Origin of the sequence: Streptomyces sp. NPDC005566, from assembly GCF_040605575.1 — a bacterium.
Classification (GTDB): Bacteria; Actinomycetota; Actinomycetes; order Streptomycetales; family Streptomycetaceae; genus Streptomyces.
The window spans coordinates 258348-282530 of record NZ_JBEXDB010000008.1; the positions used below are offsets into that span (position 1 = coordinate 258348).

Sequence of the window (24183 nt, forward strand, 5' to 3'; positions counted from 1 at the left end):
GCGGGGCCGGGGGTCCTGGACGCGCCACGGCGCCCGCCATGGTCCGGTCGGGGACGAGGCGGGCGCCGTGTTCAGTTCCGTACGCCGTTGTACGGGACGTGTGTGTGCCGTGATCAGACCATCATGGAGCGGTCCGTCGGGCGGATCGGGGCCGGCAGCGCGCTGGCGCCGGTGAGGAAGCGGTCCACGCCGCGTGCCGCGGAGCGGCCCTCGGCGATGGCCCAGACGATCAGGGACTGGCCGCGGCCCGCGTCACCGGCGACGTAGACGCCGTCGACGTTGGTGGCGTAGTCCTTGTCGCGGGCGATGTTGCCGCGCTCGTCGAGGTCGAGGCCGAACTGCTGGACGAGGCCGTTGGCCTGGTCGGTGCCGGTGAAGCCCATGGCCAGGGTGACGAGCTGGGCGGGGATGACACGCTCGGTGCCGGCCTTCTGCTCCAGCTTGCCGTCCTTGAACTCCACCTCGATGAGGTGCAGGGACTGGACGTTGCCGTCCTCGTCGCCCTCGAAGTGGGTGGTGGAGACGGAGTAGACCCGCTCGCCGCCCTCCTCGTGCGCGGAGGTGACCTTGTAGAGCATCGGGAAGGTCGGCCAGGGCTGGTTGGCGTTACGGTCCTCGCCCGGCCTCGGCATGATCTCCAGCTGGGTGACGGAGGCCGCGCCCTGCCGGTGGGCGGTGCCGACGCAGTCGGCGCCGGTGTCGCCGCCGCCGATGACGACGACGTGCTTGCCCTCGGCGGTGATCGGGGTGACCGTCAGGTCGCCCTCCTGCACCTTGTTGGCGAGCGGGAGGTACTCCATCGCGAAGTGCACGCCGTTCAGCTCACGGCCCGGGACGGGCAGATCGCGGGAGACGGTGGCACCGGCGGCGATGACGACCGAGTCGTAGCGGCGGCGCAGCTTCGCGGCGTCGATGTCGCGGCCGATCTCGATCTCGGTGCGGAACTTGGTGCCTTCCGCGCGCATCTGCTCGATGCGGCGGTTGATGTGCGACTTCTCCATCTTGAACTCGGGGATGCCGTAGCGGAGCAGGCCGCCGATGCGGTCGGCGCGCTCGTAGACGACGACCGTGTGGCCGGCCCGGGTGAGCTGCTGGGCGGCGGCCAGGCCGGCGGGGCCGGAGCCGATGACGGCGACGGTCTTGCCGGAGAGGCGCTCGGGCGGCTGCGGGGTGACGTCGCCGCTGTCCCAGGCCTTGTCGATGATGGAGACTTCGACGTTCTTGATGGTGACGGCCGGCTGGTTGATGCCGAGGACGCACGCCGCCTCGCAGGGTGCGGGGCACAGCCGCCCGGTGAACTCCGGGAAGTTGTTCGTGGCGTGCAGGCGCTCGGACGCGGCTGTCCAGTCCTCGCGGTAGGCGAAGTCGTTCCACTCGGGGATGAGGTTTCCGAGGGGACAGCCCTGGTGGCAGAACGGGATGCCGCAGTCCATGCAGCGGCTCGCCTGCTTGCTGATGATCGGGAGCAGCGAGCCCGGAACGTAGACCTCGTTCCAGTCCTTGACGCGCTCGCCGACGGGGCGGGTCTTTGCGACCTCGCGGCCGGTGGTCAGGAAGCCCTTGGGGTCAGCCATTGGTCGCCGCCTCCATCATCTTCTCGGTGGTCTCCTGCTCGGAGAGACCGGCGAGCTCAGCGGCGTCCTTGGCGGCGAGCACTGCCTTGTAGGTGGACGGGATGATCTTGCTGAACCGGGTCACCGCGGTGTCCCATTCGGCAAGCAGCTTCTCGGCGACCGTGGAGCCGGTCTCCTCCTGGTGGCGGCGCACGACGTCGTGCAGCCACTGCTTGTCGGTGTCGTCGAGCGGGCCGACGGCGCCGAGGTTGCCGGTGTTGACGTTGTCGTGGTCCAGGTCGATGACGTACGCGACCCCGCCCGACATGCCTGCGGCGAAGTTGCGGCCGGTCTCGCCGAGGACGACGGCGTGGCCGCCGGTCATGTACTCGCAGCCGTGGTCGCCCACGCCTTCGGAGACGACGGTCGCACCGGAGTTGCGGACGCAGAAGCGTTCGCCGGTCCGGCCGCGCAGGAACAGTTCGCCGCCGGTGGCACCGTAGGCGATGGTGTTGCCGGCGATGGTGGAGTACTCGGCGAGGTGGTCGGCGCCGCGGTCCGGGCGGACGATGACCCGGCCGCCGGAGAGGCCCTTGCCGACGTAGTCGTTGGCGTCGCCCTCCAGGCGCAGCGTCACACCGCGCGGTACGAACGCTCCGAAGGACTGGCCGGCGGAACCGGTGAAGGTCACGTCGATGGTGTCGTCGGGCAGGCCCGCACCGCCGAACTTCTTGGTGACCTCGTGGCCGAGCATGGTGCCGACGGTCCGATTGATGTTCCGGATCGCGATCTGGGCCCGGACGGGCTGGGCGGCCTCTGCGCTGTCGGCGCCCAGGGCGTCGGCGGCGAGCTTGATCAGCTGGTTGTCGAGTGCCTTGGCGAGTCCGTGGTCCTGCTCGTTGATGCGGTGGCGCACCGCACCCTCGGGCAGCTCGGGCACGTAGAAGAGGGGCTCCAGGTCGAGGCCCTGCGCCTTCCAGTGCGTGATCGCACGGTCGGTGTCGAGGAGCTCGGCGTGGCCGACGGCCTCTTCGATCGTGCGGAAGCCCAGCTCGGCGAGGATCTCGCGGACCTCTTCGGCGATGAACTCGAAGAAGTTGACGATGTACTCGGCCTTGCCGGAGAAGCGGTCGCGCAGGACCGGGTTCTGGGTGGCGATGCCGACCGGGCAGGTGTCGAGGTGGCAGACGCGCATCATGACGCAGCCGGAGACGACGAGGGGCGCGGTCGCGAAACCGAACTCCTCGGCGCCGAGGAGCGCGGCGATGACGACATCGCGGCCGGTCTTGAGCTGGCCGTCGGTCTGGACGACGATGCGGTCGCGCAGGCCGTTGAGCAGCAGGGTCTGCTGGGTCTCGGCGAGGCCGAGCTCCCAGGGGCCGCCCGCGTGCTTGAGCGAGGTCAGCGGGGAGGCCCCCGTGCCGCCGTCGTGGCCGGAGATGAGGACGACGTCCGCGTGGGCCTTGGACACACCGGCCGCGACCGTGCCGACACCCACCTCGGAGACCAGCTTCACGTGGATGCGGGCCGCCGGGTTGGCGTTCTTGAGGTCGTGGATCAGCTGAGCCAGGTCCTCGATGGAGTAGATGTCGTGGTGCGGCGGGGGCGAGATCAGGCCGACGCCCGGGGTGGAGTGCCGGGTCTTGGCGACCCACGGGTAGACCTTGTGGCCGGGCAGCTGGCCGCCCTCGCCGGGCTTGGCGCCCTGCGCCATCTTGATCTGGATGTCGTCCGCGTTGACCAGGTATTCGCTGGTCACACCGAAGCGGCCGGAGGCGACCTGCTTGATGGACGAGCGGCGTGCCGGGTCGTACAGCCGGTCCGCGTCCTCGCCGCCCTCACCGGTGTTGGACTTGCCGCCCAGCTGGTTCATGGCGATGGCGAGGGTTTCGTGCGCCTCCTGCGAGATGGAGCCGTACGACATGGCGCCGGTGGAGAAGCGCTTGACGATGTCGGAGACGGACTCGACCTCGTCGATGGAGATCGGCTCGAGGCCCGACTTGAAGCCGAAGAGCCCGCGGAGCGTCATGAGGCGCTCGGACTGCTCGTTCACCCGGCCGGTGTACTTCTTGAAGATGTCGTACCGGCGGTTGCGGGTGGCGTGCTGGAGGCGGAAGACCGTCTCCGGGTCGAACAGGTGCGGCTCGCCCTCGCGGCGCCACTGGTACTCGCCGCCGATCTCCAGGGCGCGGTGCGACGCGGCGATGCCGGAGACGGGGTAGGCCTTGGCGTGCCGGGCGGCGACCTCCTTGGCGACGATGCCGAGTCCGGCGCCGCCGATCTTGGTGGCGGTGCCGTTGAAGTACTGCGTGACGAAGGCCTCGTCCAGGCCGACGGCCTCGAAGACCTGGGCGCCGCGGTAGGAGGCGACGGTCGAGATGCCCATCTTGGACATGACCTTCAGGACGCCCTTGCCGAGGGCGTAGATCAGGTTGCGGATGGCCTGCTCGGCCTCGATGCCCTCGATGAACGTACCGGCGCGGACGAGGTCCTCGACGGACTCCATCGCGAGGTACGGGTTGACCGCGGCGGCGCCGTAGCCGATCAGCAGCGCGACGTGGTGGACCTCGCGTACGTCACCGGCCTCGACCAGCAGGCCCACCTGGGTGCGCTGCTTGGTGCGGATGAGGTGGTGGTGGACGGCCGAGGTGAGCAGCAGCGAGGGGATCGGTGCGTGCTCGGCGTCGGAGTGCCGGTCGGACAGGACGACCAGGCGGGCGCCGTCCTCTATGGCGGCGTCGACCTCGGTGCAGATCTCCTCGATCCGGGCGGCGAGGGCGTCGCCGCCTCCGCTGACCCGGTAGAGGCCGGCGAGGGTGGCGGCCTTCATGCCGGGCATGTCGCCGTCGGCGTTGATGTGTATGAGCTTGGCCAGCTCGTCGTTGTCGATCACCGGGAAGGGCAGCGTGACGCTGCGACACGCCGCGGCGGTCGGCTCCAGGAGGTTGCCGGCGGGGCCGAGCGTGGAGCGCAGCGAGGTGACGAGCTCCTCGCGGATGGCGTCCAGCGGCGGGTTGGTGACCTGGGCGAACAGCTGGGTGAAGTAGTCGAAGAGCAGCCGGGGGCGCTCGGAGAGCGCGGCGATCGGCGAGTCCGTGCCCATGGAGCCCAGGGGTTCGCCGGCGGTGCGGGCCATCGGGGCGAGGAGGACGCGGAGCTCTTCCTCGGTGTAGCCGAAGGTCTGCTGGCGGCGGGTGACCGAGGCGTGGGTGTGGACGATGTGCTCGCGCTCGGGGAGGTCCTCGAGCTCGATCTCGCCGGTTTCCAGCCATTCGGCGTAGGGCTGTTCGGCGGCGAGGGACGCCTTGATCTCGTCGTCCTCGATGATGCGGTGCTCGGCGGTGTCGACGAGGAACATCTTGCCGGGCTGGAGGCGGCCCTTGCGGACGACCTTGGCGGGGTCGATGTCCAGGACACCGACCTCGGAGGAGAGGACGACGAGGCCGTCGTCGGTGACCCAGTAGCGGCCGGGGCGCAGGCCGTTGCGGTCGAGGACCGCGCCGACCTGGGTGCCGTCGGTGAAGGTGACGCAGGCCGGGCCGTCCCAGGGCTCCATCATCGTGGAGTGGTACTGGTAGAACGCGCGGCGGGCGGGGTCCATGGACGCGTGGTTCTCCCACGCCTCGGGGACCATCATCAGCACCGAGTGCGGCAGCGAGCGGCCGCCGAGGTGGAGGAGCTCCAGGACCTCGTCGAAGGAGGCCGAGTCGGAGGCGTCCGGGGTGCAGACGGGGAAGATCCGGTCGAGCTGCGCGGAACCGAAGAGGCTCGAGGCGAGCTGGGACTCGCGGGCCTTCATCCAGTTGCGGTTGCCCTTGACCGTGTTGATCTCGCCGTTGTGCGCGACGAAGCGGTACGGGTGTGCGAGCGGCCAGCTCGGGAAGGTGTTGGTGGAGAAGCGGGAGTGCACCAGCGCGACAGTGGTGGCGAAGCGGCGGTCGGAGAGGTCCGGGAAGAACGGCTCCAGCTGCCCGGTGGTGAGCATGCCCTTGTAGACGATCGTGCGTGCGGAGAGCGAGGGGAAGTACACCCCGGCCTCACGCTCGGCGCGCTTGCGCAGGACGAAGGCCTTGCGGTCGAGGGCGATGCCGCTGCTCGTACCGTCGGCGACGACGATCTGGCGGAAGTCGGGCATGGTGGCCCGGGCGCCGTTGCCCAGGAGGTCCGGGGTGACCGGTACCTCGCGCCAGCCGAGGACGTCGAGGCCCTCTTCGCCGGCGATCTTCTCGATCTGCTGGACGGACTCGGCGGAGTCGTCCGCGGACAGGAACGCGATTCCGACGGCGTAGGAACCCGCCTCGGGGAGGTCGAAGCCGACGTCTTCGCGGAGGAAGGCATCCGGTACCTGGAGCAGAATGCCGGCGCCGTCACCCGAGTCGGGCTCGGATCCGGTGGCGCCGCGGTGTTCGAGGTTGCGCAGTACGGTCAGCGCCTGCTCGACCAGCTCATGGCTGGCCACACCGGTCAGAGTGGCCACGAACCCGACGCCACAGGCGTCGTGCTCGTTGCGGGGGTCGTACATCCCCTGCTGAACGGGGCGACCGTCCATGGGCGACCAGGCGTCGGAACGCATCGGCTCTCCCGTCGTCGTCGTGGCATGTGCTGTGCCGAGGGACGACGTTGGCCCTCTGCGAAATTTCGTGCAGGTTACATGATGGAACGCTTCTCAAAAAGCGAATAGTCCGTTCCAACATGCGGACACCACGGAGTCGTGGTGGAGGTGGGTCGCAATCGGACGGATCCTTGTGGATCACTGTCCGGGGAGACCGCAGAGAGCAGGCGTCGTTGCCCGCGGTGTACGGCTCTTGCCCAGCGGTCATGGAATCGAAACCGCAGAGTAACGGCTACTTATGTGTAGCGCTGCATAGTGTCTCATTTTACGGCTCCGGGAGCCCATCCGCCCAGTGACGTGCGTCAAGACGTATCTCACACCGGGGTAACGCCTGCGGGCTCTCCCGGCATCCCCGGCGCACCCCTGACGGTTCGCGGTGGCCCCGTACGCCCCTCGGAGTGTCGCCGAGACCTCGGCGCGGACCCTCAGGTGCCGCGCCGATGCCTCCGGGCCGCCCGTCAGCCGACGGCCACGCCGAACAGGGTGCCGAGACCGTACGTGATCGCCGCGGCGGCTCCGCCGAGCACGAGCTGGCGCAGTCCGCTGAACCACCAGGTGCGCGCCGTCACCCGGGCCACCACCGCGCCGCAGCCGAACAGGCCGATCAGGGCGAGGAGTACGGCGGGCCACAGCGCGGTCGCGCCGAGCAGGAACGGCAGCACGGGCAGCATGGCGCCCAGTGCGAAGGCGCCGAAGGACGAGACGGCCGCGACGAGCGGCGAGGGCAGGTCGCCGGGGTCGATGCCGAGCTCCTCGCGGGCGTGGATCTCCAGCGCCTGCTCGGGGTCCCTCGACAGCTGCCGGGCGACCTCGCGGGCGAGCGCGGGCTCGACCCCGCGGGACTCGTACAGCGCGGCGAGCTCCCGCATCTCGTCCTTGGGGTGCTTACGCAGTTCCCGCCGCTCGACGTCGAGCTCCGCCTCGACGAGCTCGCGCTGCGAGGCGACGGAGGTGTACTCGCCGGCCGCCATCGAGAACGCGCCCGCGGCCAGTCCGGCCAGGCCCGTGATGACGAGGGTCTGCTGGGAGACCGCCCCTCCGGCGACGCCCGTCATGAGGGCGAGGTTGGAGACGAGGCCGTCCATGGCTCCGAAGACCGCGGGCCGCAGCCAGCCACCGTTCACATCGCGGTGGGTGTGGTTGTCCCGGTGCGCCTCGTGCAGTACGGCGTCGGTCTCGATGATGGACACAGCTCTCCCCTTCTCCGGGAACGGACTCCACGCGTCCCGCCCCCCGTTCAACACGTTCGAAAGTACGCACGAAAAGGGGCTCCCGCCAGCAAGGAAGGCCGTACTTACCTGCCTCGGAGGCGTCCTTCGCGGCGTCATCCGTGTGGCCCTTTTGTGGTCGTGATCCGCCTCGTGCGGGTCTCGGCGTGGGACAGATCGCACAGGCGGTTCGCACAGGCGGTGAACTGCCCTGTGCGAACGAAGGGTCGACGCGATGGAGCTGAGGGCAGGCAGTCCGGCGGAGCCGCCGGCGGGCAGGGGTGCCGGGGATCCCGGTTCGCCCGGCGGTACGGGTGACCGGGCCCGGGGGGCGCTGCTGGGACTCGCGGTGGGCGACGCCCTCGGCGCCCCGGCGGAGAACATGCGGCCGTCCGAGATCCGCCGCCGGTGGGGCCGGATCGAGGGTTTCGTCAGCGACGACCCGGCGGGCACGGACGACACCGAGTACGCGATCTTCTCGGGGCTGCTGCTGGCCAGGCACGGTTCGGCGCTGACGGTCCCGCACGTCGAGCGCGCCTGGCACCACTGGATCGCCGATCTCGACGAGGGTCCGTTCCGCGGCGCGGGGTTCAGTGAACGCGGCACGCTGGAGAACCTGCGGCGCGGTCTCGCCGCCCCGATCTCCGCCCAGCACCGGCATGCCTGGAGCGACGGCCTCGCCATGCGGGCGGCGCCGTTCGGCGTGTTCGCGGCCGGAAGGCCCGCGGAGGCGGCCCGGCTGGTGGCGGTGGACGGCCGGGTCAGCCATGAGGGGGAGGGCATCTACGGCGGCCAGGCGGTCGCGGCGGGGGTGGCCGCCGCCATGGTGGGGGCCGGGCTCGCCTCGGTGATCGCCGCCGCGCTCTCGGTCGTACCGATGGACTCCTGGACCGCCCGTTCGCTGCGGCGCGCGGTCGCAGCCGCACAGCGCCCGTATCCGGACCGGCTGACGAGGGAACGCGCGGTGCGCTCCGCGGTGGTGATCGGCGGCTACCCGTGGACGGACCTGGCACCGGAGGCGGTAGGGCTGGCCTTCGGCGCGTTCACGGCGGCGCGGGGCGACTTCCGTACGGCGGTACTGACGGCAGTGAACATGGGCCGGGACGCCGATACGACGGCGGCGGTGGCGGGTGCGCTGGCCGGCGCCCTGCAGGGGGTTTCGGCGATCCCGCAGGAGTGGGCGTCGAAGATCGGGCCGGTGCGGGGCAGCTGCCTGCCGTCGATGCGGGGGTACCACGTCCTGGACATCGCGGAGCTGCTGACCCCGGACGACGCGACGGACGCGCCGGATGCACCGCCCGGAGCAGTGGGCGGCACGCCGGTCCGGGACCGCCCCGCCCCCTCCTGGTACGAGCCGGCCGGACCGCCTCCACGGGACGAGCCCGGCACTCCGTGGACCGGACCTGCGGCCCCCGCCACTGCCACCGGCCACGGAGCGACCCGATGACCGCCGCACACGGGGCCGCGGGGGGCGCCTCACCCGCCCCGGAGCCCTCCTCCCGCCCGGAGCCGGGCGGGCACTCCGGCGCGCCCGCGGCGGACCGGGGACACGCGCCCCGAGCCGCGGCTGCCCCGACGGCCCCGGAGCCCGCGGCCCCGGGCCACGCGGCTCCGCCGGACGCGGCCCCCCACCGCGTCGCCATCCGCATCGCGGCCGGACCGGCCGCCCGGCCCCCCTCCGGCAGCCCGTCGGCCACGGGCTCACGGGTGCGCACCGCCCCGGGCCGGCAGGCCCGGATCGAGGGGCTGCTGCTCGGGCTGGCGGCCGGGGACGCCGCCGGGTGGCCCGCCGCGCGGCACCGGGCGGCGCGGATGCCCGAGTGGACCCGGCGGCTCACCCGGGAGCTGGACACCTTCGCCGAACAGAACGCGACGACGACGCTGCCCGTGCCCATCGCCCTCAACCAGCCGCCCGAGCCCCTCAGGCTCGGCCCGTCCGACGATGCCGAGTGGGCCGCCTTCGCGGCCCGGACCGTGCTGGCCGCCGCGGCCGACCACGCGCCCGGTCTCTCCCCGGGCCACCGGATGCGGGACGCGATCGACCGGTCCTGGAACGCCCTGGCCGCGAAGGTCGCCGCCGCGAGTGCCCGGGCGCCGGAGGTCGAGTCCGCCGTTCTTCCGCTCCGGGCCCGGATCTCCGTACGGGCCGGCCTCGGCAACCTCGCCGCCGGGCTGCGCCCGCCCGCCACCGGGCACGACAACCCGCACTACTTCGACGACGCGGCCTGTGTCAGGGCCGCGGTCCTCGCGGTCGTGCACCCGGGCGATCCCACCGCGGCGGCCGGGCTCGCCGAGTTCGACGCCCGGTACACGCAGGACGGCGACGGGGTGCACGGCGCCCGTGCCATGGCCGCCGCGATCGCCGAGGCGCTCGCGGGGGCCGACGTCGACGCCGCGGTGAACGCCGCGCTGGAACAGCTGCCCGAGGGAACCGAGATCGCCCGCAACGCCGTCCACGCCGTGCGCCTGGCCCGGGAGTTCGCCGAGGAGGCGGCGGGCGCTTTCGCTCTGGTCCCCGTCCTGGAGCACCAGATCGTCGACCACGTCTACAGCTACGGGATCGCCGCGGCCGAGACCGTGCCGGTCGCCCTCGCCCTGGCGACCGCGGCCCGCGGAGAGATCGCCCAGGCCGTGCCCGCAGCCGCCTGCCTGTCCCGGGTCGCCGACTCCGCGCCCGCCCTCGCCGGGGCGCTGACCGGGGCGCTGGGCGGGGCCGGCACGATCCCCGCGGGCTGGCGCGAGGCCTGCCGCACGTTGGCGGGGTGTGCGCTGCCCCGCCTCGCCGGCACCGATCTCATCGAACTCGCCGGGCTGCTGGCAGCCACGGAACCAGCCACCACGGGTGGACAATCCCGGCATGACACCCAAAACACCCGCACCGCTCTCCGCAGATACGACCACCACGACGCTCACCCTGGATGAACGGATCACCGGCGCACTCGTCGGCGCCGCCGTCGGTGACGCCCTCGGCGGCCCCGTCGAGGGCTGGACCCCGGAACAGATCGCCGAGCGCCACGGCGGCCGGGTGAACGGCATCGTCGGTCCCTGGCACGGCGACGCGTGGCGCACCGCACGCCCCATCGCCCCGTACCACAAGGGCGACGGGCACGTCACCGACGACACCCTGATGACGCATGCGCTGGTGCGGGTCTACGGCACGGTGCGCGACCACCTGGACGCGTACTCCGTCGCCGACCACCTCGTACCGGATCTGATGTCCCGTCCCCGCTGGATCCCGGAACTGGAGGCGGAGGCGCTGCCGCTGCAGCGGATCTTCCTCGCGGAGAAGTGGATCGTCACACGGCTGCACTACGGCCACGCCGACCCGCGCGAGGCGGGCTCGGGGAACATCGTGAACTGCGGGGCGGCGATGTACATGGCGCCGGTCGGCCTGGTGAACGCCGCCCACCCCGAGGCCGCGTACGCGGAGGCGCTCGATGTGGCGGGGGCCCACCAGTCCTCGTACGGGCGGGAGGCGGCCGGGGTCCTCGCCGCCGCGGTGGCCGCCGCCTGCACCCCGGACGCCACGCCCTCCTCCGTCGTCGGAACCTGTCTGGCCCTGGCCAAGGACGGGACACGGGCGGCGATCGAGGCGGTGTGCGACGTGGCCGCCGGGTACAGCGACTTCGAGTCCGCGCTGGTGCCCCTGCGCGAGGCCGTGGCCCCCTTCGACACGGTGGGCCCCGACTATCGCGACCCCTCCCTCGGTGCCCGGCGGCCCTCCCGGCTGCACTCCATCGAGGAACTCCCGGTCGCGCTCGGCATGCTGCTCGTGGGCGGGGGCGACTACCGGCGCACGGTGCTCGGTTCGGTCAACTACGGCCGGGACTGCGACTCGATCGCGACGATGAGCGGCGCGATCGCGGGCGCGCTCCACGGCGAGCAGGCCATCCCCGCCGCCTGGGTGAAAACCGTCGCCGACGCCAGCCGCCTCGATCTGCACGCCCCGGCGCGGGTCCTGACGGAGGTGGCACGCGAGGTCTTCGTACGGGACACGGCGCGCCGCCGGGCCCACGAGTCGGCGTTCGCGACGCTGGCCGGCCCGCGATGACCGTACGGCTGACATGGGTTCAGCCCGAGGACCTGATCGGTCACGAGCTGCGGCAGGCGGCACAGGACGGCCGGGACGCCCGGGACATCGAGGAGCGCTGGTACGGATCCGGCGGCGCCCCCGCCCCGGAGCGCGCGGGGGCCTCGGAGCCTCCCCCGGCCCCCCGGATGCGCACGCTGGCCGCGCAGCTGCTCGACGAACTCGCCCTGCTGGAGAGCCCGCTGTCGGAAGCCGAGCCGACGGACCTGGCGGCGATCCGGGACGCCTGCCCCCGCTGGCCCGCCCCCCGCACCCGGCCCGTCGCTCTCGGGCCCGAGCGGCTGCACGCGGCCTGGCTGGGCCGGGCCGCCGGCTGCCTGCTCGGCAAACCCGTGGAGAAGCTGCCCCTCGCCGGCATCCGTTCCCTCGCGCAGGCCACCGGCAACTGGCCGCTCACCACCTGGTTCACCGCCCGGGGCCTGCCCGCCGAGCTGGCCGCCACCCACCCCTGGAACCGCCGCTCGGCCACCACCTCCCTCGCCGAGAACATCGACGGCATGCCGGAGGACGACGACCTCAACCACCCCCTGCTCACCCTGCTGCTGCTCCAGCGCCACGGACGCGCCTTCAGCACCGCCGACCTCGCCCGGCTCTGGCTCGACGCAGTGCCCGCAGGCCGGCTCTTCACCGCGGAGCGCATCGCGTACCGCAATCTCCTCGACGGCATCGAGCCGCCGGAGACCGCCCGTCACCGCAATCCCTTCCGCGAGTGGATCGGCGCCCAGATCCGGGCCGATGTGCACGGCTGGACGCACCCGGCCGACCCGGCCGCCGCCGCCGAGCAGGCGCACCGGGACGCGGTGCTCACCCACACGGCCAACGGGGTGTACGGCGCGATGTTCACCGCGGCCGCACTCGCCGAGGCGGCCGGTGGCGAGACGGATGTGCACGGGTGTCTCGCGGCGGGACTCCGCGTGGTGCCGCCCCGATCCCGGTACGCGCACGCGGTACGCCTCGGGATCGCGAGCGCCCGTGCCGAACCGGACTTCGACACGGTCGTGGACCGGCTCCACGCCGCCTACGGGGCGACCCACCACTGGGTGCACGTCCTGCCCAACGCCGCGGTGCTCGCCGCCGCTCTCACCCACGCCGACGGCGACTTCACCCGCTCCATCGGCTGCGCCGTGTCCGGCGGCTGGGACACCGACTCCAACGGTGCGACGGCCGGTTCGCTCGCGGGGCTGCTGGCCGGACGGCCCGCCGTACTGCCCGACCACTGGACCGCCCCGCTGAAGAACCGGCTCGCCACATCCGTCCCCGGTTTCGACTCCATCGGCTTCGACACCCTCGCCGAACTGACCTACCAGGAGGTACGCCGCCCATGACAGCGATCGCGGTGCTCGGCAGCACCAACATGGACCTAGTCACCTACGTCGCCAGGGCGCCCGCGCTCGGGGAGACCGTCACCGGGCGGGAGCTGCGGACCGTGCCCGGCGGCAAGGGCGCCAACCAGGCCGTCGCCGCGGCCCGCGCCGGCGGTGAGGTGGTGATGATCGGCGCGGTCGGGACCGACGAGTTCGGCTCGCGGCTGCGGACGAATTTGGAGCACGCGGGCGTGGACACGGACCTGCTGCACACGGCCGCCGGGCCCAGCGGCACCGCCCACATCGTCGTCGACGACGAGGGGGCGAACGCGATCGTGGTGATCCCCGGAGCCAACGCCACCGTCACCGCGCTCGGCCCGGGCGAGCACGCCGCCATCGCCGCCGCAAGCCTGCTGCTCCTCCAGCTCGAACTCCCGCTCTCCGTGGTGACCGAGGCCGCACGGGCCGCGAAAGCCCGGGGCGTACGGACGATCCTCACCCCCTCTCCCGTACAGCTACTGCCGTCCGAACTCCTGGACGCCGTCGACCTGCTGATCCCCAATGAGCACGAGGCGGCGGCGCTGTCCGGGTACGACGAACCGCACGCGGCCGCGGAGATCCTGCTCAGGCAGGTCCCGGAGGTCGTGATCACGCTCGGCCGGAAGGGATGCCTGTACGCGGCCCGGGGCGGCGAAGCCGTCCTGTTCCCGGCGCCCGAGGTGACCGCCGTCGACACGACCGGCGCGGGTGACACGTTCGTCGGGACGCTGGCCGTGGCGCTCGGCGAGGGCCGGGCCGTCCCCGAGGCGCTGGCCTGGGCGTCCACTGCCGCGGCGCTCTGCGTACAGAGACCTGGTGCCTCCACGTCCATGCCCTGCCGCAGCGAGATCGATGCCGCATGAGGACGACGACGGCACCTCTCGCGGGCCTGCGGGTCCTGGACATCGCCACCCTGTTCGCCGGACCGCTCGCAGCCACGATGCTCGGCGACTTCGGCGCCGAGGTCATCAAGGTCGAGCATCCGCGCAAGCCCGACCCTTCGCGCGGGCACGGTCCGGCGAAGGACGGGGTGGGCCTGTGGTGGAAGCTGCTCGGCCGCAACAAGCGCACCCTGACGCTCGACCTGTCCAGCCCGGGCGGCCGGGATGTGCTGCTGCGGCTGGCGGCGGACACCGATGTGATCATCGAGAACTTCCGGCCGGGGACACTGGAGCGCTGGGGCCTGGGCTGGGAGGAACTGCGCGCCGTCAATCCGCGGCTGGTCCTGACCCGGGTCACCGGCTTCGGCCAGTTCGGCCCGTACGCGCACCGGCCCGGCTTCGGCACGCTCGCGGAGGCGATGAGCGGATTCGCCGCCGTAACCGGTGAGCCGGACGGGCCGCCGACCCTGCCGCCGTTCGGGCTCGCCGACTCGATCGCGGCGCTCGCCACGGCGTACGCGGTGATGACGGCCCTGGCCGGTCGGGACCGCACCGGGGCGGGGCAGGTGGTCGACATGGCGATCATCGAGCCGATCCTGACCGTACTGGGGCCGCAGCCGCTCTGGTACGACCAGCTGGGCTACGTCCAGCCGCGTACGGGAAACCGCTCCCGCAACAACGCCCCGCGCAACACCTACCGGACCTCCGACGGCCACTGGGTCGCCGTCTCGACCTCGGCCCAGTCGGTCGCCGAGCGCGTGATGCGGCTGGTGGGACGCCCGGACCTGATCGACGAACCGTGGTTCGCCGCCGGGACCACGCGCGCCGAGCACGCCGACGAACTCGACGATGCCGTCGGCCACTGGATCGCCCGGCGTACCCGGGAGGAGGCGGTGTCGGCGTTCGAGAAGGCGGAGGCCGCGATCGCTCCGATCCAGGACGTGCGGGACGTGATGGAGGATCCGCAGTACCGGGCACTGGGCACAATCACCGAGGTCGACGATCCCGAGCTGGGGCCGCTGCGCATGCAGAACGTGCTGTTCCGGCTCTCGGAGACGCCCGGGGAGATCCGCTGGTCCGGTCGGCGGCACGGCGCGGACACGGACGAGATCCTGGAGGAGCTCGGCCTGTCGGCCCCGAGCATCGCGGCCCTGCGGGACGAGGGGGCGCTGTGAGCACCAGGGCGGTGGCGCTGACCTGGCTGTACGTGCCCGGGGACCGCCCGGAGGTGGTCCGTAAGGCGCTCGGCTCGGGTGCGCACGTGGTGATCGTCGACCTGGAGGACGCGGTCGCACCGGACCGCAAGGAGTACGCGCGGGCGGCGACCGCGGAGCTCCTCGCCGATCCCGGTACGGCCGACGCGTCGGCCGTACCGGTCCATGTCCGGGTCCACGGCGAGGACGACGTCAAGGCTCTGGCAGGACTTCCGGGCCTGTCCGGGATGCGGCTCCCCAAGATCACCCATGCGGCTTCGGTGCACCATGTCGCGGCGCTGGCGCCGGGGGTCGCGCTGTATCCGCTGCTGGAGTCGGCCATGGCGATCGAGCACGCGTACTCGATCGCCAGCGCCCATCACGACGTGCGGGGTGTGGCACTGGGCGAGGCGGATCTCAGGGCCGACCTGGGGGTACGGGACGATGCCGGGCTCGACTGGTCGCGCAGCCGTCTGGTGGTCGCCGCACGGGCGGCGGGGCTCGATCCGCCCGCCATGTCGGTGTTCACGGACGTCAAGGACCTGTCCGGGCTGCGGTCGTCCTGTGCGCACGGGCGGGGCCTGGGGCTGCTCGGCCGCGCGGCGATCCATCCCCGGCAGCTGCCCGTCATCGAGCGGGCGTTCCGGCCGACGACGCGGGAGGTCGAGGCGGCGGAGCAGATCGTGGAGGCGTCACGGGCACAGGCGGGGGCGCTGGCGCTGCCGGACGGGAGGTTCGTCGACGCTGCGGTGGTGGCGACCGCGCAGAGGACGCTGGCACTGGCGGGGCGCGTGGCGTGAGTCCCGTTCGGCCCGGGTGCGGGGCCGTCCCCGGGGCACGCGAAGGGGCCGCCGGACCTGTGCGGTCCGGCGGCCCCTTCGGGTGGCTCCGGGTGTGTCAGCTCTTGTCGGCCGTCTGCGGGGCGTCGTCGCCCTCGGGCTCCTTCGCCTCCGCATCGGCGGGGCCGGACGTGTCGGCGGCCTCGGGGCTGTCGCTGTCCTCGGCGGAATCAGCCGGCCCGCTGTCCTTGCCGCTGTCCTTCGACAGGTCCACCGCGGCCGGTTCGACGATCTCCTCGCGTCCGGGGCGCAGCTTCGCCGAGATCACGAAGTACGTCACCGCGAGGACGAAGACGATGATCGCGGTCCATACGTTGAGCCGCAGTCCGAGCACGTGGTGGGCCTCGTCGACGCGCATGTACTCGATCCAGGCCCGGCCCGCGCAGTAGGCCGCCACGTAGAGCGCGAACGCCCGTCCGTGTCCGAGCTTGAACCGGCGGTCCGCCCAGACGACCAGGAGCGCGACACCGATGCACCACAGGGACTCGTACAGGAAGGTCGGGTGGTAGGTGTCCGCCACCCGGTTGGGGCCTTCGCTGATCTTCACCGCCCACGGCACGTCCGTCTGCTTGCCGTACAGCTCCTGGTTGAACCAGTTGCCCCAGCGGCCGATCGCCTGGGCGAGGGCGATACCGGGTGCGAGCGCGTCGGCCCAGGCGGGCAGCGGGATTCCGCGGCGGCGGCAGCCGATCCAGGCGCCGACGGCGCCGAGCGCGATCGCGCCCCAGATACCGAGGCCGCCTTCCCAGATCTTGAAGGCGTCGACCCAGTTCTCACCGTCGCTGAAGTACAGCTGGTAGTCGGTGACGACGTGGTAGAGCCTGCCGCCGACGAGGCCGAAGGGCACGGCCCAGACAGCGATGTCGGCAACGGTGCCGGCTCGGCCGCCGCGGGCGATCCAGCGCTTGTTGCCGAACCAGACGGCGACGAAGACACCGATGATGATGCAGAACGCGTAGCCGCGGAGCGGGATCGGGCCGAGCTCGATCACGCCGGTCGACGGGCTGGGAATGAAGGCAAGGTTCATGACGGGGTCGACGCTACCTTGCCGGACGGGACGTGGGGCAAGCCGTCCGGCAACTTCTGGGTAACGGGCCGGGCCCTCAGGACGGCTCGGAGCCCGAGGGCGTCGCCCCGACCGTGCCCGGTTCCTTACCCTTGTTGGCCTGTGCCACCCACTTCTTGAGATTCGCCACGGAGATCTCCTCGTCCCCCTTCTTCGGGAAGATCGACTCACCGTTGAGCAGCGCGGTCGGGGTCCCCTGGAACCCGCCCTCACCGAAGGCGGTGTTCGACTTCTCGACCCAGCTGTCGTGCGTGCCGTCCTCCACGCAGCTGCGGAAGGCGGGCGTGTCCAGTCCGTCCACGGTTCCCGCGAGCTCGATCAGCTTGCTGTTCTCGCCGAAGGCGTCGTCGGTCTCCGGCGGCTGATTGCGGTAGAGCACGTCGTGGTACGGGGCGAACTTGCCGACGTCCTGGGCGCAGGCCGCGGCGTTCGCGGCCCGTAGTGATCCACTGCCGCCGAGGTTGCCGTCGATGATCGTGGCCAGGTGGTACTCCACCTTGATCTGGCCGCTGTCGGCGAGCTCCGCGATCGTGCCGCGGAAGGCCTCCTCGAACTGGGCGCAGACGGGGCAGCGGAAGTCCTCCCAGATCGTGAGCGTGGACGGCGCGTCGTCGGCCCCGACCTGGAGGGCCAGCCCGTCCTTGCCCGTCGCACCGGACGGGGTCACCGCAGGTCCGGCCTCGCTGTCCGTGTCGTTCTTGCCCGCGTTGGCGGCGATCAGGCCGATCACGGCGGCCAGCGCCAGCACACCCACCACGGCGGTCGCGACGATCAGCGTGCGCCTTCGGCGTTCCCGCGCCCGGTCCAGCTCACGCTGCTGTACGAGCCGGTCGCGTGCGGCTCTCTTCGGCTCATGGTTCTTGTCGCTCACACTGCGCAAACGAACCGGGGAGGCACGTGAGCGCCTCCCCGGTCCCATGTCCACCCGTACGGGTGACGGTCGCTAGCGGCGCTTTCGAACACCTTCGGCCAGCTCGCCGGCCAGTGCGCGGACAGCGGCGAGTCCCGCTGCCGCGTCGGGGGCGTCGAGCATCCTCTTGACGAAGGCCGAGCCGACGATCACTCCGTCTGCGAAACCGGCGACCTGTTCGGCGTGCTCACGTGTGGAGACCCCGATCCCGACGCAGACCGGCAGGTCCGTGGTGGCGCGGGTGCGGCGCACCAGGTCCTGGGCCTGCTCGCCGACCGACTCGCGGGTGCCGGTGACTCCCATGAGCGAGGAGGCGTAGACGAATCCCGAGCCCGCTGCCGTGATCGTGGCGAGGCGGGCGTCCTTGCTGCTCGGCGCGACGACGAAGACGGTGGCGAGACCGTGCTTCTCGGCGTGCTCGCGCCACAGTCCGGACTCCTGGACCGGCAGGTCGGGCAGGATGCACCCGGCACCGCCCGCCTCGGCGAGCTCGGAGGTGAAGCGCTCCACGCCGTACCGGTCGATGGGGTTCCAGTACGTCATGACGAGGATCGGGACGCCGGTGGCCTCGTAGGCCTCACGGACCGTGCGCATGATGTCGGCGATCTTGACGCCGCCCTTCAGCGCGATGTCGTCGGCGGTCTGGATGACCGGCCCGTCGAGCACCGGGTCGCTGTGCGGGAGTCCCACCTCGACGATGTCGGCGCCGCCCGCGACGACGGCCTTGATCGCCTCGATGCCGCCGTCGACCGTCGGGAAGCCGCCGGGCAGGTACGCGATGAGTGCGGCCCGGTTCTCCGATGCCGCCTTGGCCAGTGCCGAATCGAGAAGCTCTCGGTTTCCGCTCACTTCTCCCCCTCGGAGTCGTACAGGCCGAAGTACCGTGCGGCCGTGTCCATGTCCTTGTCGCCCCGGCCCGACAGGTTGATCAGGATCAGCCCGTCCTTGCCGAGTTCCTGCCCGACCTCCAGCGCACCGGCCAGCGCGTGCGCGCTCTCGATGGCCGGGATGATTCCCTCGGTGCGGGAGAGGAGGCGCAGCGCCTGCATGGCCGCGTCGTCCGTCACCGCGCGGTACTCGCCGCGGCCGACGTCCTTGAGGTAGGCGTGCTCCGGGCCGATGCCCGGGTAGTCGAGGCCGGCCGAGATCGAGTAGGGCTCGGTGATCTGGCCCTCCTCGTCCTGGAGGACGTAGCTGCGTGAGCCGTGCAGGATTCCGGGCTCGCCCGCGGTCAGTGTCGCCGCGTGCTCGCCGGTCTCCACGCCGTGTCCGGCGGGTTCGCAGCCGATCAGCCGGACGCTCTCGTCCGGGATGAAGGCGTGGAAGAGGCCGATGGCGTTGGAGCCGCCGCCGACGCAGGCGACGGCGGCGTCCGGCAGCCGTCCGGCCCGTTCCAGGATCTGGCGGCGGGCTTCGACGCCGATGACCCGGTGGAAGTCGCGGACCATCGCCGGGAAGGGGTGGGGGCCCGCGACGGTGCCGAAGAGGTAGTGCGTGCGGTCCACGTTGGCCACCCAGTCGCGGAAGGCCTCGTTGATGGCGTCCTTGAGGGTCCTGGAACCGGACTTCACGGCGATGACCTCGGCGCCGAGCATCCGCATGCGCGCCACGTTCAGCGCCTGGCGCTCGGTGTCGATCTCACCCATGTAGATGGTGCATTCGAGTCCGAAGAGGGCGCAGGCGGTCGCGGTGGCGACGCCGTGCTGACCGGCGCCGGTCTCGGCGATGACGCGGGTCTTGCCCATGCGCTTGGTGAGGAGCGCCTGACCCAGCACGTTGTTGATCTTGTGCGAGCCGGTGTGGTTCAGGTCCTCCCGCTTGAGGAAGACCCGAGCGCCTCCTGCGTGCTCCGCGAAGCGCGGAACCTCGGTCAGCGCGCTGGGCCTGCCGGTGTAGTTGACCATGAGCTCGTTGAGCTCGGCGGCGAAGGCCGGGTCGGCCTTCGCCTTGTCGTACTCGACGGCCACCTCGTCCACGGCGGCGACGAGCGCCTCCGGGATGAACTTGCCACCGAACGCACCGAAGTACCCCTCGGCGCTGGGAATCAGACCCTCGGGGTCCGGAATGAAGAAGTCGGACGACATGCGACGTGCTCCTCGACCTTGCAACGGGTGGGTTCACCGTATGCGCCGTGGGCGGAGCGCCGCGCCGGCCGTCGAGCGGTCGGTGCGGTGGGGCGTGCGGACCTCCCCGTGGGGAGGAGTGCGACGGCCGGGGCTCGCTACGGCGCGGACCCCGTGCGCCATCGCATGCCGTTGACCTGTCCCGGTTCGTCGCCGATCACGTACCGGACGCGGCGGCCGTGCACCCGCCGGGCGGGCGCGCGGCAGCCCCGCGGCCGGCAGCCGCGGGCCAGGGGCGCGTGGATGTCCCGGGCCGTCGCCCCGGCGGGGCGCAGGCCCGGCCGGACGCGGGGCGCGGGACAGTCGGACACGGTGCGGGTCAGCCCCGTCCGTGCCGGAGGGCCGGGTGGGCGCCCGCGGCGACCAGGTCGGCGACCGCGGACCGCGGGTCCCGGCCGGTGACCAAGGACTCGCCGACGAGCACCGAGTCGGCGCCCGCGTTGGCGTAGGCGATGAGGTCGTGCGGGCCACGGACGCCGGACTCGGCGACCTTGACGATGTGGTCGGGGATCTCGGGGGCGACGCGCTCGAAGGTGGAGCGGTCGACCTTCAGGTCCTTCAGATTGCGCGCGTTGACACCGATGATCTTCGCTCCGGCGTCCACGGCACGCTCCGCCTCCTCCTCGTCGTGCGCCTCGACGAGCGGCGTCAGGCCGATCGACTCGGCGCGCTCGATCAGGGAAACGAGGGCCTCCTGGTCGAGGGCGGCCACGATCAGCAGGGCGAGGTCGGCGCCGTAGGCGCGTGCCTCCCACAGCTGGTACGAGGTGACGATGAAGTCTTTGCGCAGGATCGGGATGTCCACCTTGGCGCGGACGGCCTCCAGATCCGCGAGGGAGCCGCCGAAGCGGCGTTCCTCGGTGAGGACCGAGATGACGGACGCGCCGCCGGCCTCGTAGTCCGCGGCGAGCGCGGCAGGGTCGGCGATAGCGGCAAGGGCCCCCTTGGAGGGGCTGGAGCGCTTGACCTCGCAGATGACGGTCACGCCCTCGCCGCGCAGCGCGGCGACTCCGTCCTTGGCCCGAGGAGCGCGGGCTGCGCGTTCCTTGAGCTCGTCGAGGCTGACGCGCGCCTGCCGCTCTGCGAGGTCGGCGCGAACGCCATCGATGATCTCGTCGAGCACACTCACGCGAGCGGCCCCCTTCCGGAACGGTGTACTGGGGAACAGGATCAGCCATCTCGATGGTATCCGCAGGAGGGCGATGGGCTCGCATCCGGCGGCGGTACGTCCCACTAGCTGGGCATTCAGGGCGCCAAGTCTGACCCGAACGGCAGATTCCGGACGACGGAGAAGATCAGCAGCACCGCGCCGGCACCCCACCAGTAGGCGGGGGAGAGAGCGATGCGCAGAGGTTCGCCCCGGTTCGCGCGGACCATCCAGAGCAGCCACACCACGGCGAGGACGGCGTAGCCGACGACGGCCAGGGCATTGGAGCCGAGGGCGGCGGCGAGGTCGCCGTGGGCGAAGGCGTGGGCACTGCGCAGCCCGCCGCAGCCGGGGCAGAACACGCCGGTGAACCGGAGCATCGGGCAGACCGGGTAGTGGCCGGGTTCGTTGGGGTCGACGGTGGCCACGTAGCCGAAGGCACCGACGACGACCGCCATCGCACCGACGGGAGTGGCGAGCCTTCTGAGCCGGGTCACCGGCGCGGCGGCAGGAGGGAGCACCGGTCCGGCCGCGGCAGGGCCGGTGTGCGGCGGTCCGGGGTTTCCGGGTACGGGGGCCGGGTCCGGGGCGGGAGAAGCTGAGGCGTCCACGCGCTGATTGTCCCCGCTCGTACGGAGAGGCGCAGCCCGGTCCGGGCTGCGCCTCGCGTCGTGTCGGTGGACCGGTGTGCGGTCAGGAGGTGGTCTGGGCCTCTCCCGCACGGGCCCTGGCCGCCGCCAGCTCGGCCGACTCCTTCGGCATGCCGAGGCCCGCGGCCTTCATGGCGAGACCGACGAGTCCGCCGACGGCGATGACGGCAAGTCCGGCCCAGAAGCCGAGCGGGTTCGCCGCGACCATGAAGACGCCTGCGATGCAGAAGCCGATGAAGGCGATGATGACACCGGTCCAGGCGGCCGGGGTGTGTCCGTGGCTGCTGCCCGCCATGAGTTGCTCCTCGTTGGTGTTGCGCTGAAGGTATCGCTGTGCAGAAAGCTCGCTGCCATTGTCCCGTACGTGCGGGTGGACCCGAGCCGGGGGGTCATGCCCCGCGCGTCGGGTCCTCGCCGCGGTCCAGGGCCTTCCACAGGTCCTCGGGCCGGTCGGGATCCGGGGCTGCGGGGGCGGCCTTGCGGGGGCGCGGGGTGCCGTCGCGCTCGTACCGTCCCGACATGGCGGGCCACCGGCTGCCGTACCGCAGGGCGAGCAGTCCGGCGAGCAGGATCAGCAGTCCGCCGGCAGCCGTGACGTACGGCCAGGCGGTGTGGCTGAGCGCGTCGACGGTGGCCGATGTGTTGCCCGTGGTCCGGGCGGCCTTCTCGTCGAGGGCGGCGCTGTCGGAGGCGCCGGCGTAGGAGCTCAGTCCGGCGCCGAGGCCGCTGAGTGCCAGCAGTCCGGCGACGATCATCCGGCTTCCGCCCCGGACGGCGAAGACGGCTACGAGGGCGGCCAGGCCGACGACGGCCAGGGCCGCCGGGAGGCCTGTGACGTCCTGGCCGTCCGCGGTCAGGGGCAGGGTGCCGCCTCCGACGGCTGCCGTGCCCTCGGCCCACTTCTGCCCTGAGGCGAGGAGGACGACGGTGGCGCCGGCGGCCCCGAGGAGCAGGCCGGCGCCCAGGCTGCGGCGGCTTCCTGCGCTGTCGGACGCGGAGGCGGCACGGGCACGGGGCTGGGGTACGGGGACAGCACTCACGTACCCCACTATCCCTTACCGCCTCAGTGGGAGCGGAGCCGGTTCGCCGTATGCACGGCTCGGAGCACCGCGGCGGCCTTGTTGCGGCACTCGGTGTCCTCGCCGACCGGGTCGGAGTCGGCGACGACGCCCGCTCCCGCCTGGACGTACGCGGTGCCGTCGCGGAGCAGGGCGGTGCGGATGGCGATGGCGGTGTCGGAGTCGCCCGCGAAGTCGAGGTAGCCGACGCAGCCGCCGTACAGCCCCCGGCGGGTCGGTTCGAGCTCCTCGATGATCTGCATGGCGCGTGGCTTGGGCGCACCGGAGAGGGTGCCCGCGGGGAAGCAGGCGGTGAGGACGTCGAAGGCTTTGTGGCCCTCGGCGACGCGTCCGGTGACGGTGGACACGATGTGCATCACGTGCGAGTACCGCTCGACGGACATGAAGTCGACGACCTCGACGCTGCCGGGTTCGCAGACCCGTCCCAGGTCGTTGCGGCCGAGGTCGACGAGCATCAGGTGCTCGGCGCGTTCCTTCGGGTCGGCGAGGAGCTCGTCGGCGAGTGCCTGGTCCTCCTGCGGGGTGGCGCCGCGGTGCCTGGTCCCGGCGATGGGGTGGACCATGGCCCGGCCGTCCTCGACCTTGACGAGTGCTTCCGGGCTGGAGCCGACGACGTCGAAGCCGTCGAAGCGCAGGAGGTACATGTACGGCGACGGGTTGGTGGCGCGCAGGACCCGGTAGACGTCCAGGGCGCTTGCCGTGCAGGGCGTCTCGAAGCGCTGGGAGGGGACGACCTGGAAGGCCTCGCCGGCCCTGATGCGCTCCTTGATGTCGTCGACGGCGTCCTGGTAGGCGGGGCCGCCCCACAGCGCGGTGTACGGCGGGAGCTCGGAGGGCGGCAGGGCGGCGGGGGCGTTCTCCACCGGCCTGGACAGGTCCCGTTCCATGGCGTCGAGCCGGGCGACGGCGTCCGCGTAGGCCTCGTCGACCCCGGTGTCCGTGTCGTTGTGGTTGATGGCGTTGGCGATCAGGAGGACCGTGCCGTCCCCGTGGTCGAGCACGGCGAGGTCCGAGGTGAGGAGCATCGTCAGCTCGGGGAGCTTCAGGTCGTCGCCGCCGTGCTCGGTGATCTTCTCCAGCCGGCGCACGATGTCGTACCCGAGGTAGCCGACCATGCCGCCGGTGAACGGCGGCAGGCCGTCGTCGCCGACCAGGTCGCGAGGTGTGTGCAGGGTCTCGACGGTGGCGCGCAGGGCCCGCAGCGGGTCCCCGTCGACGGGGACGCCGACGGGCGGGGTGCCGAGCCAGTGGGCCCGGCCGTCCAGGGTGGTGAGGGTGGCGGCGCTGCGCACTCCGATGAAGGAGTAGCGGGACCAGGTGCGGCCGTTCTCCGCGGATTCGAGGAGGAACGTGCCGGTGCGCTCGTCCGCGAGCTTGCGGTAGAGCCCGACCGGGGTGTCACCGTCCGCGAGGAGCCTGCGGCTGACGGGAATGACGCGCCGGTCGACGGCGAGCTTGCGGAAGGTCTCGAGATCCATGGCGGCTGACC

20 protein-coding genes are annotated in these 24183 nt (G+C 72.1%); 7 read left to right on the plus strand and 13 right to left on the minus strand.

What is annotated here, in order from left to right; all coding sequences use genetic code 11:
* Positions 1 to 113: 113 nt before the first annotated feature.
* The 3 genes from ABZS61_RS15515 to ABZS61_RS15525 form a co-directional block, all read right to left on the minus strand.
* The gene (locus ABZS61_RS15515) at positions 114 to 1574 is read right to left on the minus strand and encodes a glutamate synthase subunit beta (protein WP_356420055.1); all 1461 of its coding nucleotides are present in this window, start codon (positions 1572 to 1574) and stop codon (positions 114 to 116) included.
* Entirely contained in the window at positions 1567 to 6126 is a 4560-nt protein-coding gene (gltB, locus tag ABZS61_RS15520; RefSeq protein WP_356420061.1) for a glutamate synthase large subunit, read from the minus strand. The genes ABZS61_RS15515 and gltB overlap by 8 nt, the downstream gene beginning before the upstream one ends.
* A 497-nt stretch (positions 6127 to 6623) precedes the next feature.
* Positions 6624 to 7355, minus strand: coding sequence for a VIT1/CCC1 transporter family protein (locus ABZS61_RS15525; RefSeq protein WP_356420064.1), 732 nt, complete (start codon positions 7353 to 7355; stop codon positions 6624 to 6626).
* A gap of 253 nt (positions 7356 to 7608) precedes the next feature.
* On the opposite strand from ABZS61_RS15525, the gene ABZS61_RS15530 reads away from it, so the two are divergent.
* The 7 genes from ABZS61_RS15530 to ABZS61_RS15560 are packed head-to-tail and all read left to right on the plus strand — an operon-like array spanning position 7609 to position 15680.
* Positions 7609 to 8820 (plus strand): ADP-ribosylglycohydrolase family protein, encoded by a 1212-nt coding sequence (locus tag ABZS61_RS15530; RefSeq protein WP_356420067.1) that lies wholly within the window; start codon positions 7609 to 7611, stop codon positions 8818 to 8820.
* The gene (locus ABZS61_RS15535; RefSeq protein ID WP_356420070.1) at positions 8817 to 10295 is read left to right on the plus strand and encodes an ADP-ribosylglycohydrolase family protein; all 1479 of its coding nucleotides are present in this window, start codon (positions 8817 to 8819) and stop codon (positions 10293 to 10295) included. Before ABZS61_RS15530 ends, ABZS61_RS15535 begins: the two co-directional genes overlap by 4 nt.
* Entirely contained in the window at positions 10231 to 11424 is a 1194-nt protein-coding gene (locus ABZS61_RS15540; RefSeq protein WP_356420073.1) for an ADP-ribosylglycohydrolase family protein, read from the plus strand. The genes ABZS61_RS15535 and ABZS61_RS15540 overlap by 65 nt, the downstream gene beginning before the upstream one ends.
* On the plus strand, positions 11421 to 12788 hold the full coding sequence (locus ABZS61_RS15545) for an ADP-ribosylglycohydrolase family protein (RefSeq protein WP_356420076.1): 1368 nt from the start codon (positions 11421 to 11423) through the stop codon (positions 12786 to 12788). The genes ABZS61_RS15540 and ABZS61_RS15545 overlap by 4 nt, the downstream gene beginning before the upstream one ends.
* A complete protein-coding gene (gene rbsK / locus ABZS61_RS15550) occupies positions 12785 to 13669 on the plus strand; it encodes a ribokinase (RefSeq protein WP_356420079.1) in 885 nt (294 codons plus the stop codon). The genes ABZS61_RS15545 and rbsK overlap by 4 nt, the downstream gene beginning before the upstream one ends.
* On the plus strand, positions 13666 to 14862 hold the full coding sequence (locus ABZS61_RS15555) for a CoA transferase (protein ID WP_356420082.1): 1197 nt from the start codon (positions 13666 to 13668) through the stop codon (positions 14860 to 14862). Before rbsK ends, ABZS61_RS15555 begins: the two co-directional genes overlap by 4 nt.
* Positions 14859 to 15680: a CoA ester lyase gene (locus ABZS61_RS15560; protein WP_356420085.1), complete on the plus strand. Its 822-nt coding sequence runs from the start codon at positions 14859 to 14861 to the stop codon at positions 15678 to 15680. The genes ABZS61_RS15555 and ABZS61_RS15560 overlap by 4 nt, the downstream gene beginning before the upstream one ends.
* A 97-nt stretch (positions 15681 to 15777) precedes the next feature.
* Here ABZS61_RS15560 and lgt read toward each other — a convergent pair whose 3' ends face one another.
* The 10 genes from lgt to ABZS61_RS15610 form a co-directional block, all read right to left on the minus strand.
* Positions 15778 to 16746 (minus strand): prolipoprotein diacylglyceryl transferase, encoded by a 969-nt coding sequence (lgt, locus tag ABZS61_RS15565; protein ID WP_356420088.1) that lies wholly within the window; start codon positions 16744 to 16746, stop codon positions 15778 to 15780.
* Between the two features lie 76 nt (positions 16747 to 16822).
* Positions 16823 to 17656, minus strand: a complete 834-nt coding sequence (locus tag ABZS61_RS15570; RefSeq protein WP_356420091.1) for a thioredoxin domain-containing protein — start codon at positions 17654 to 17656, stop codon at positions 16823 to 16825.
* 72 nt (positions 17657 to 17728) lie between these two features.
* Entirely contained in the window at positions 17729 to 18544 is an 816-nt protein-coding gene (gene trpA, locus ABZS61_RS15575; protein ID WP_356420094.1) for a tryptophan synthase subunit alpha, read from the minus strand.
* Positions 18541 to 19779, minus strand: a complete 1239-nt coding sequence (gene trpB, locus ABZS61_RS15580) for a tryptophan synthase subunit beta (RefSeq protein ID WP_356420097.1) — start codon at positions 19777 to 19779, stop codon at positions 18541 to 18543. The genes trpA and trpB overlap by 4 nt, the downstream gene beginning before the upstream one ends.
* 137 nt (positions 19780 to 19916) lie before the next feature.
* Positions 19917 to 20129: a tryptophan synthase subunit(beta) gene (locus tag ABZS61_RS15585; RefSeq protein ID WP_356420100.1), complete on the minus strand. Its 213-nt coding sequence runs from the start codon at positions 20127 to 20129 to the stop codon at positions 19917 to 19919.
* Between the two features lie 8 nt (positions 20130 to 20137).
* Complete coding sequence (trpC, locus tag ABZS61_RS15590) at positions 20138 to 20947, minus strand: indole-3-glycerol phosphate synthase TrpC (RefSeq protein WP_329212096.1); 810 nt, start codon at positions 20945 to 20947, stop codon at positions 20138 to 20140.
* Between the two features lie 116 nt (positions 20948 to 21063).
* Positions 21064 to 21576 carry a DUF2752 domain-containing protein gene (locus ABZS61_RS15595; RefSeq protein WP_356420104.1) on the minus strand — a complete coding sequence of 171 codons (513 nt, stop codon included), beginning with the start codon at positions 21574 to 21576 and terminating at the stop codon, positions 21064 to 21066.
* An 82-nt stretch (positions 21577 to 21658) separates the two neighbouring features.
* Positions 21659 to 21910, minus strand: a complete 252-nt coding sequence (locus ABZS61_RS15600) for an HGxxPAAW family protein (protein ID WP_351170787.1) — start codon at positions 21908 to 21910, stop codon at positions 21659 to 21661.
* Positions 21911 to 22004: 94 nt separating this feature from the next.
* The gene (locus tag ABZS61_RS15605; protein WP_356420108.1) at positions 22005 to 22664 is read right to left on the minus strand and encodes a TIGR02234 family membrane protein; all 660 of its coding nucleotides are present in this window, start codon (positions 22662 to 22664) and stop codon (positions 22005 to 22007) included.
* 14 nt (positions 22665 to 22678) lie between these two features.
* Entirely contained in the window at positions 22679 to 24172 is a 1494-nt protein-coding gene (locus tag ABZS61_RS15610; RefSeq protein WP_356420111.1) for an anthranilate synthase component I, read from the minus strand.
* Between the last annotated feature and the right edge of the window lie 11 nt (positions 24173 to 24183).

What these genes read in the sequence shown, in the direction of transcription:
- ABZS61_RS15515 (WP_356420055.1), bottom strand. Translation starts at nt 1,574, where the DNA reads ATGGCTGACCCCAAGGGCTTCCTGACCACCGGCCGCGAGGTCGCAAAG.
- gltB (WP_356420061.1), bottom strand. Translation starts at nt 6,126, where the DNA reads ATGCGTTCCGACGCCTGGTCGCCCATGGACGGTCGCCCCGTTCAGCAG.
- ABZS61_RS15530 (WP_356420067.1), top strand. Translation starts at nt 7,609, where the DNA reads ATGGAGCTGAGGGCAGGCAGTCCGGCGGAGCCGCCGGCGGGCAGGGGT.
- ABZS61_RS15535 (WP_356420070.1), top strand. Translation starts at nt 8,817, where the DNA reads ATGACCGCCGCACACGGGGCCGCGGGGGGCGCCTCACCCGCCCCGGAG.
- ABZS61_RS15540 (WP_356420073.1), top strand. Translation starts at nt 10,231, where the DNA reads ATGACACCCAAAACACCCGCACCGCTCTCCGCAGATACGACCACCACG.
- ABZS61_RS15545 (WP_356420076.1), top strand. Translation starts at nt 11,421, where the DNA reads ATGACCGTACGGCTGACATGGGTTCAGCCCGAGGACCTGATCGGTCAC.
- rbsK (WP_356420079.1), top strand. Translation starts at nt 12,785, where the DNA reads ATGACAGCGATCGCGGTGCTCGGCAGCACCAACATGGACCTAGTCACC.
- ABZS61_RS15555 (WP_356420082.1), top strand. Translation starts at nt 13,666, where the DNA reads ATGAGGACGACGACGGCACCTCTCGCGGGCCTGCGGGTCCTGGACATC.
- lgt (WP_356420088.1), bottom strand. Translation starts at nt 16,746, where the DNA reads ATGAACCTTGCCTTCATTCCCAGCCCGTCGACCGGCGTGATCGAGCTC.
- trpB (WP_356420097.1), bottom strand. Translation starts at nt 19,779, where the DNA reads ATGTCGTCCGACTTCTTCATTCCGGACCCCGAGGGTCTGATTCCCAGC.
- ABZS61_RS15600 (WP_351170787.1), bottom strand. Translation starts at nt 21,910, where the DNA reads ATGGCGGGCAGCAGCCACGGACACACCCCGGCCGCCTGGACCGGTGTC.
- ABZS61_RS15610 (WP_356420111.1), bottom strand. Translation starts at nt 24,172, where the DNA reads ATGGATCTCGAGACCTTCCGCAAGCTCGCCGTCGACCGGCGCGTCATT.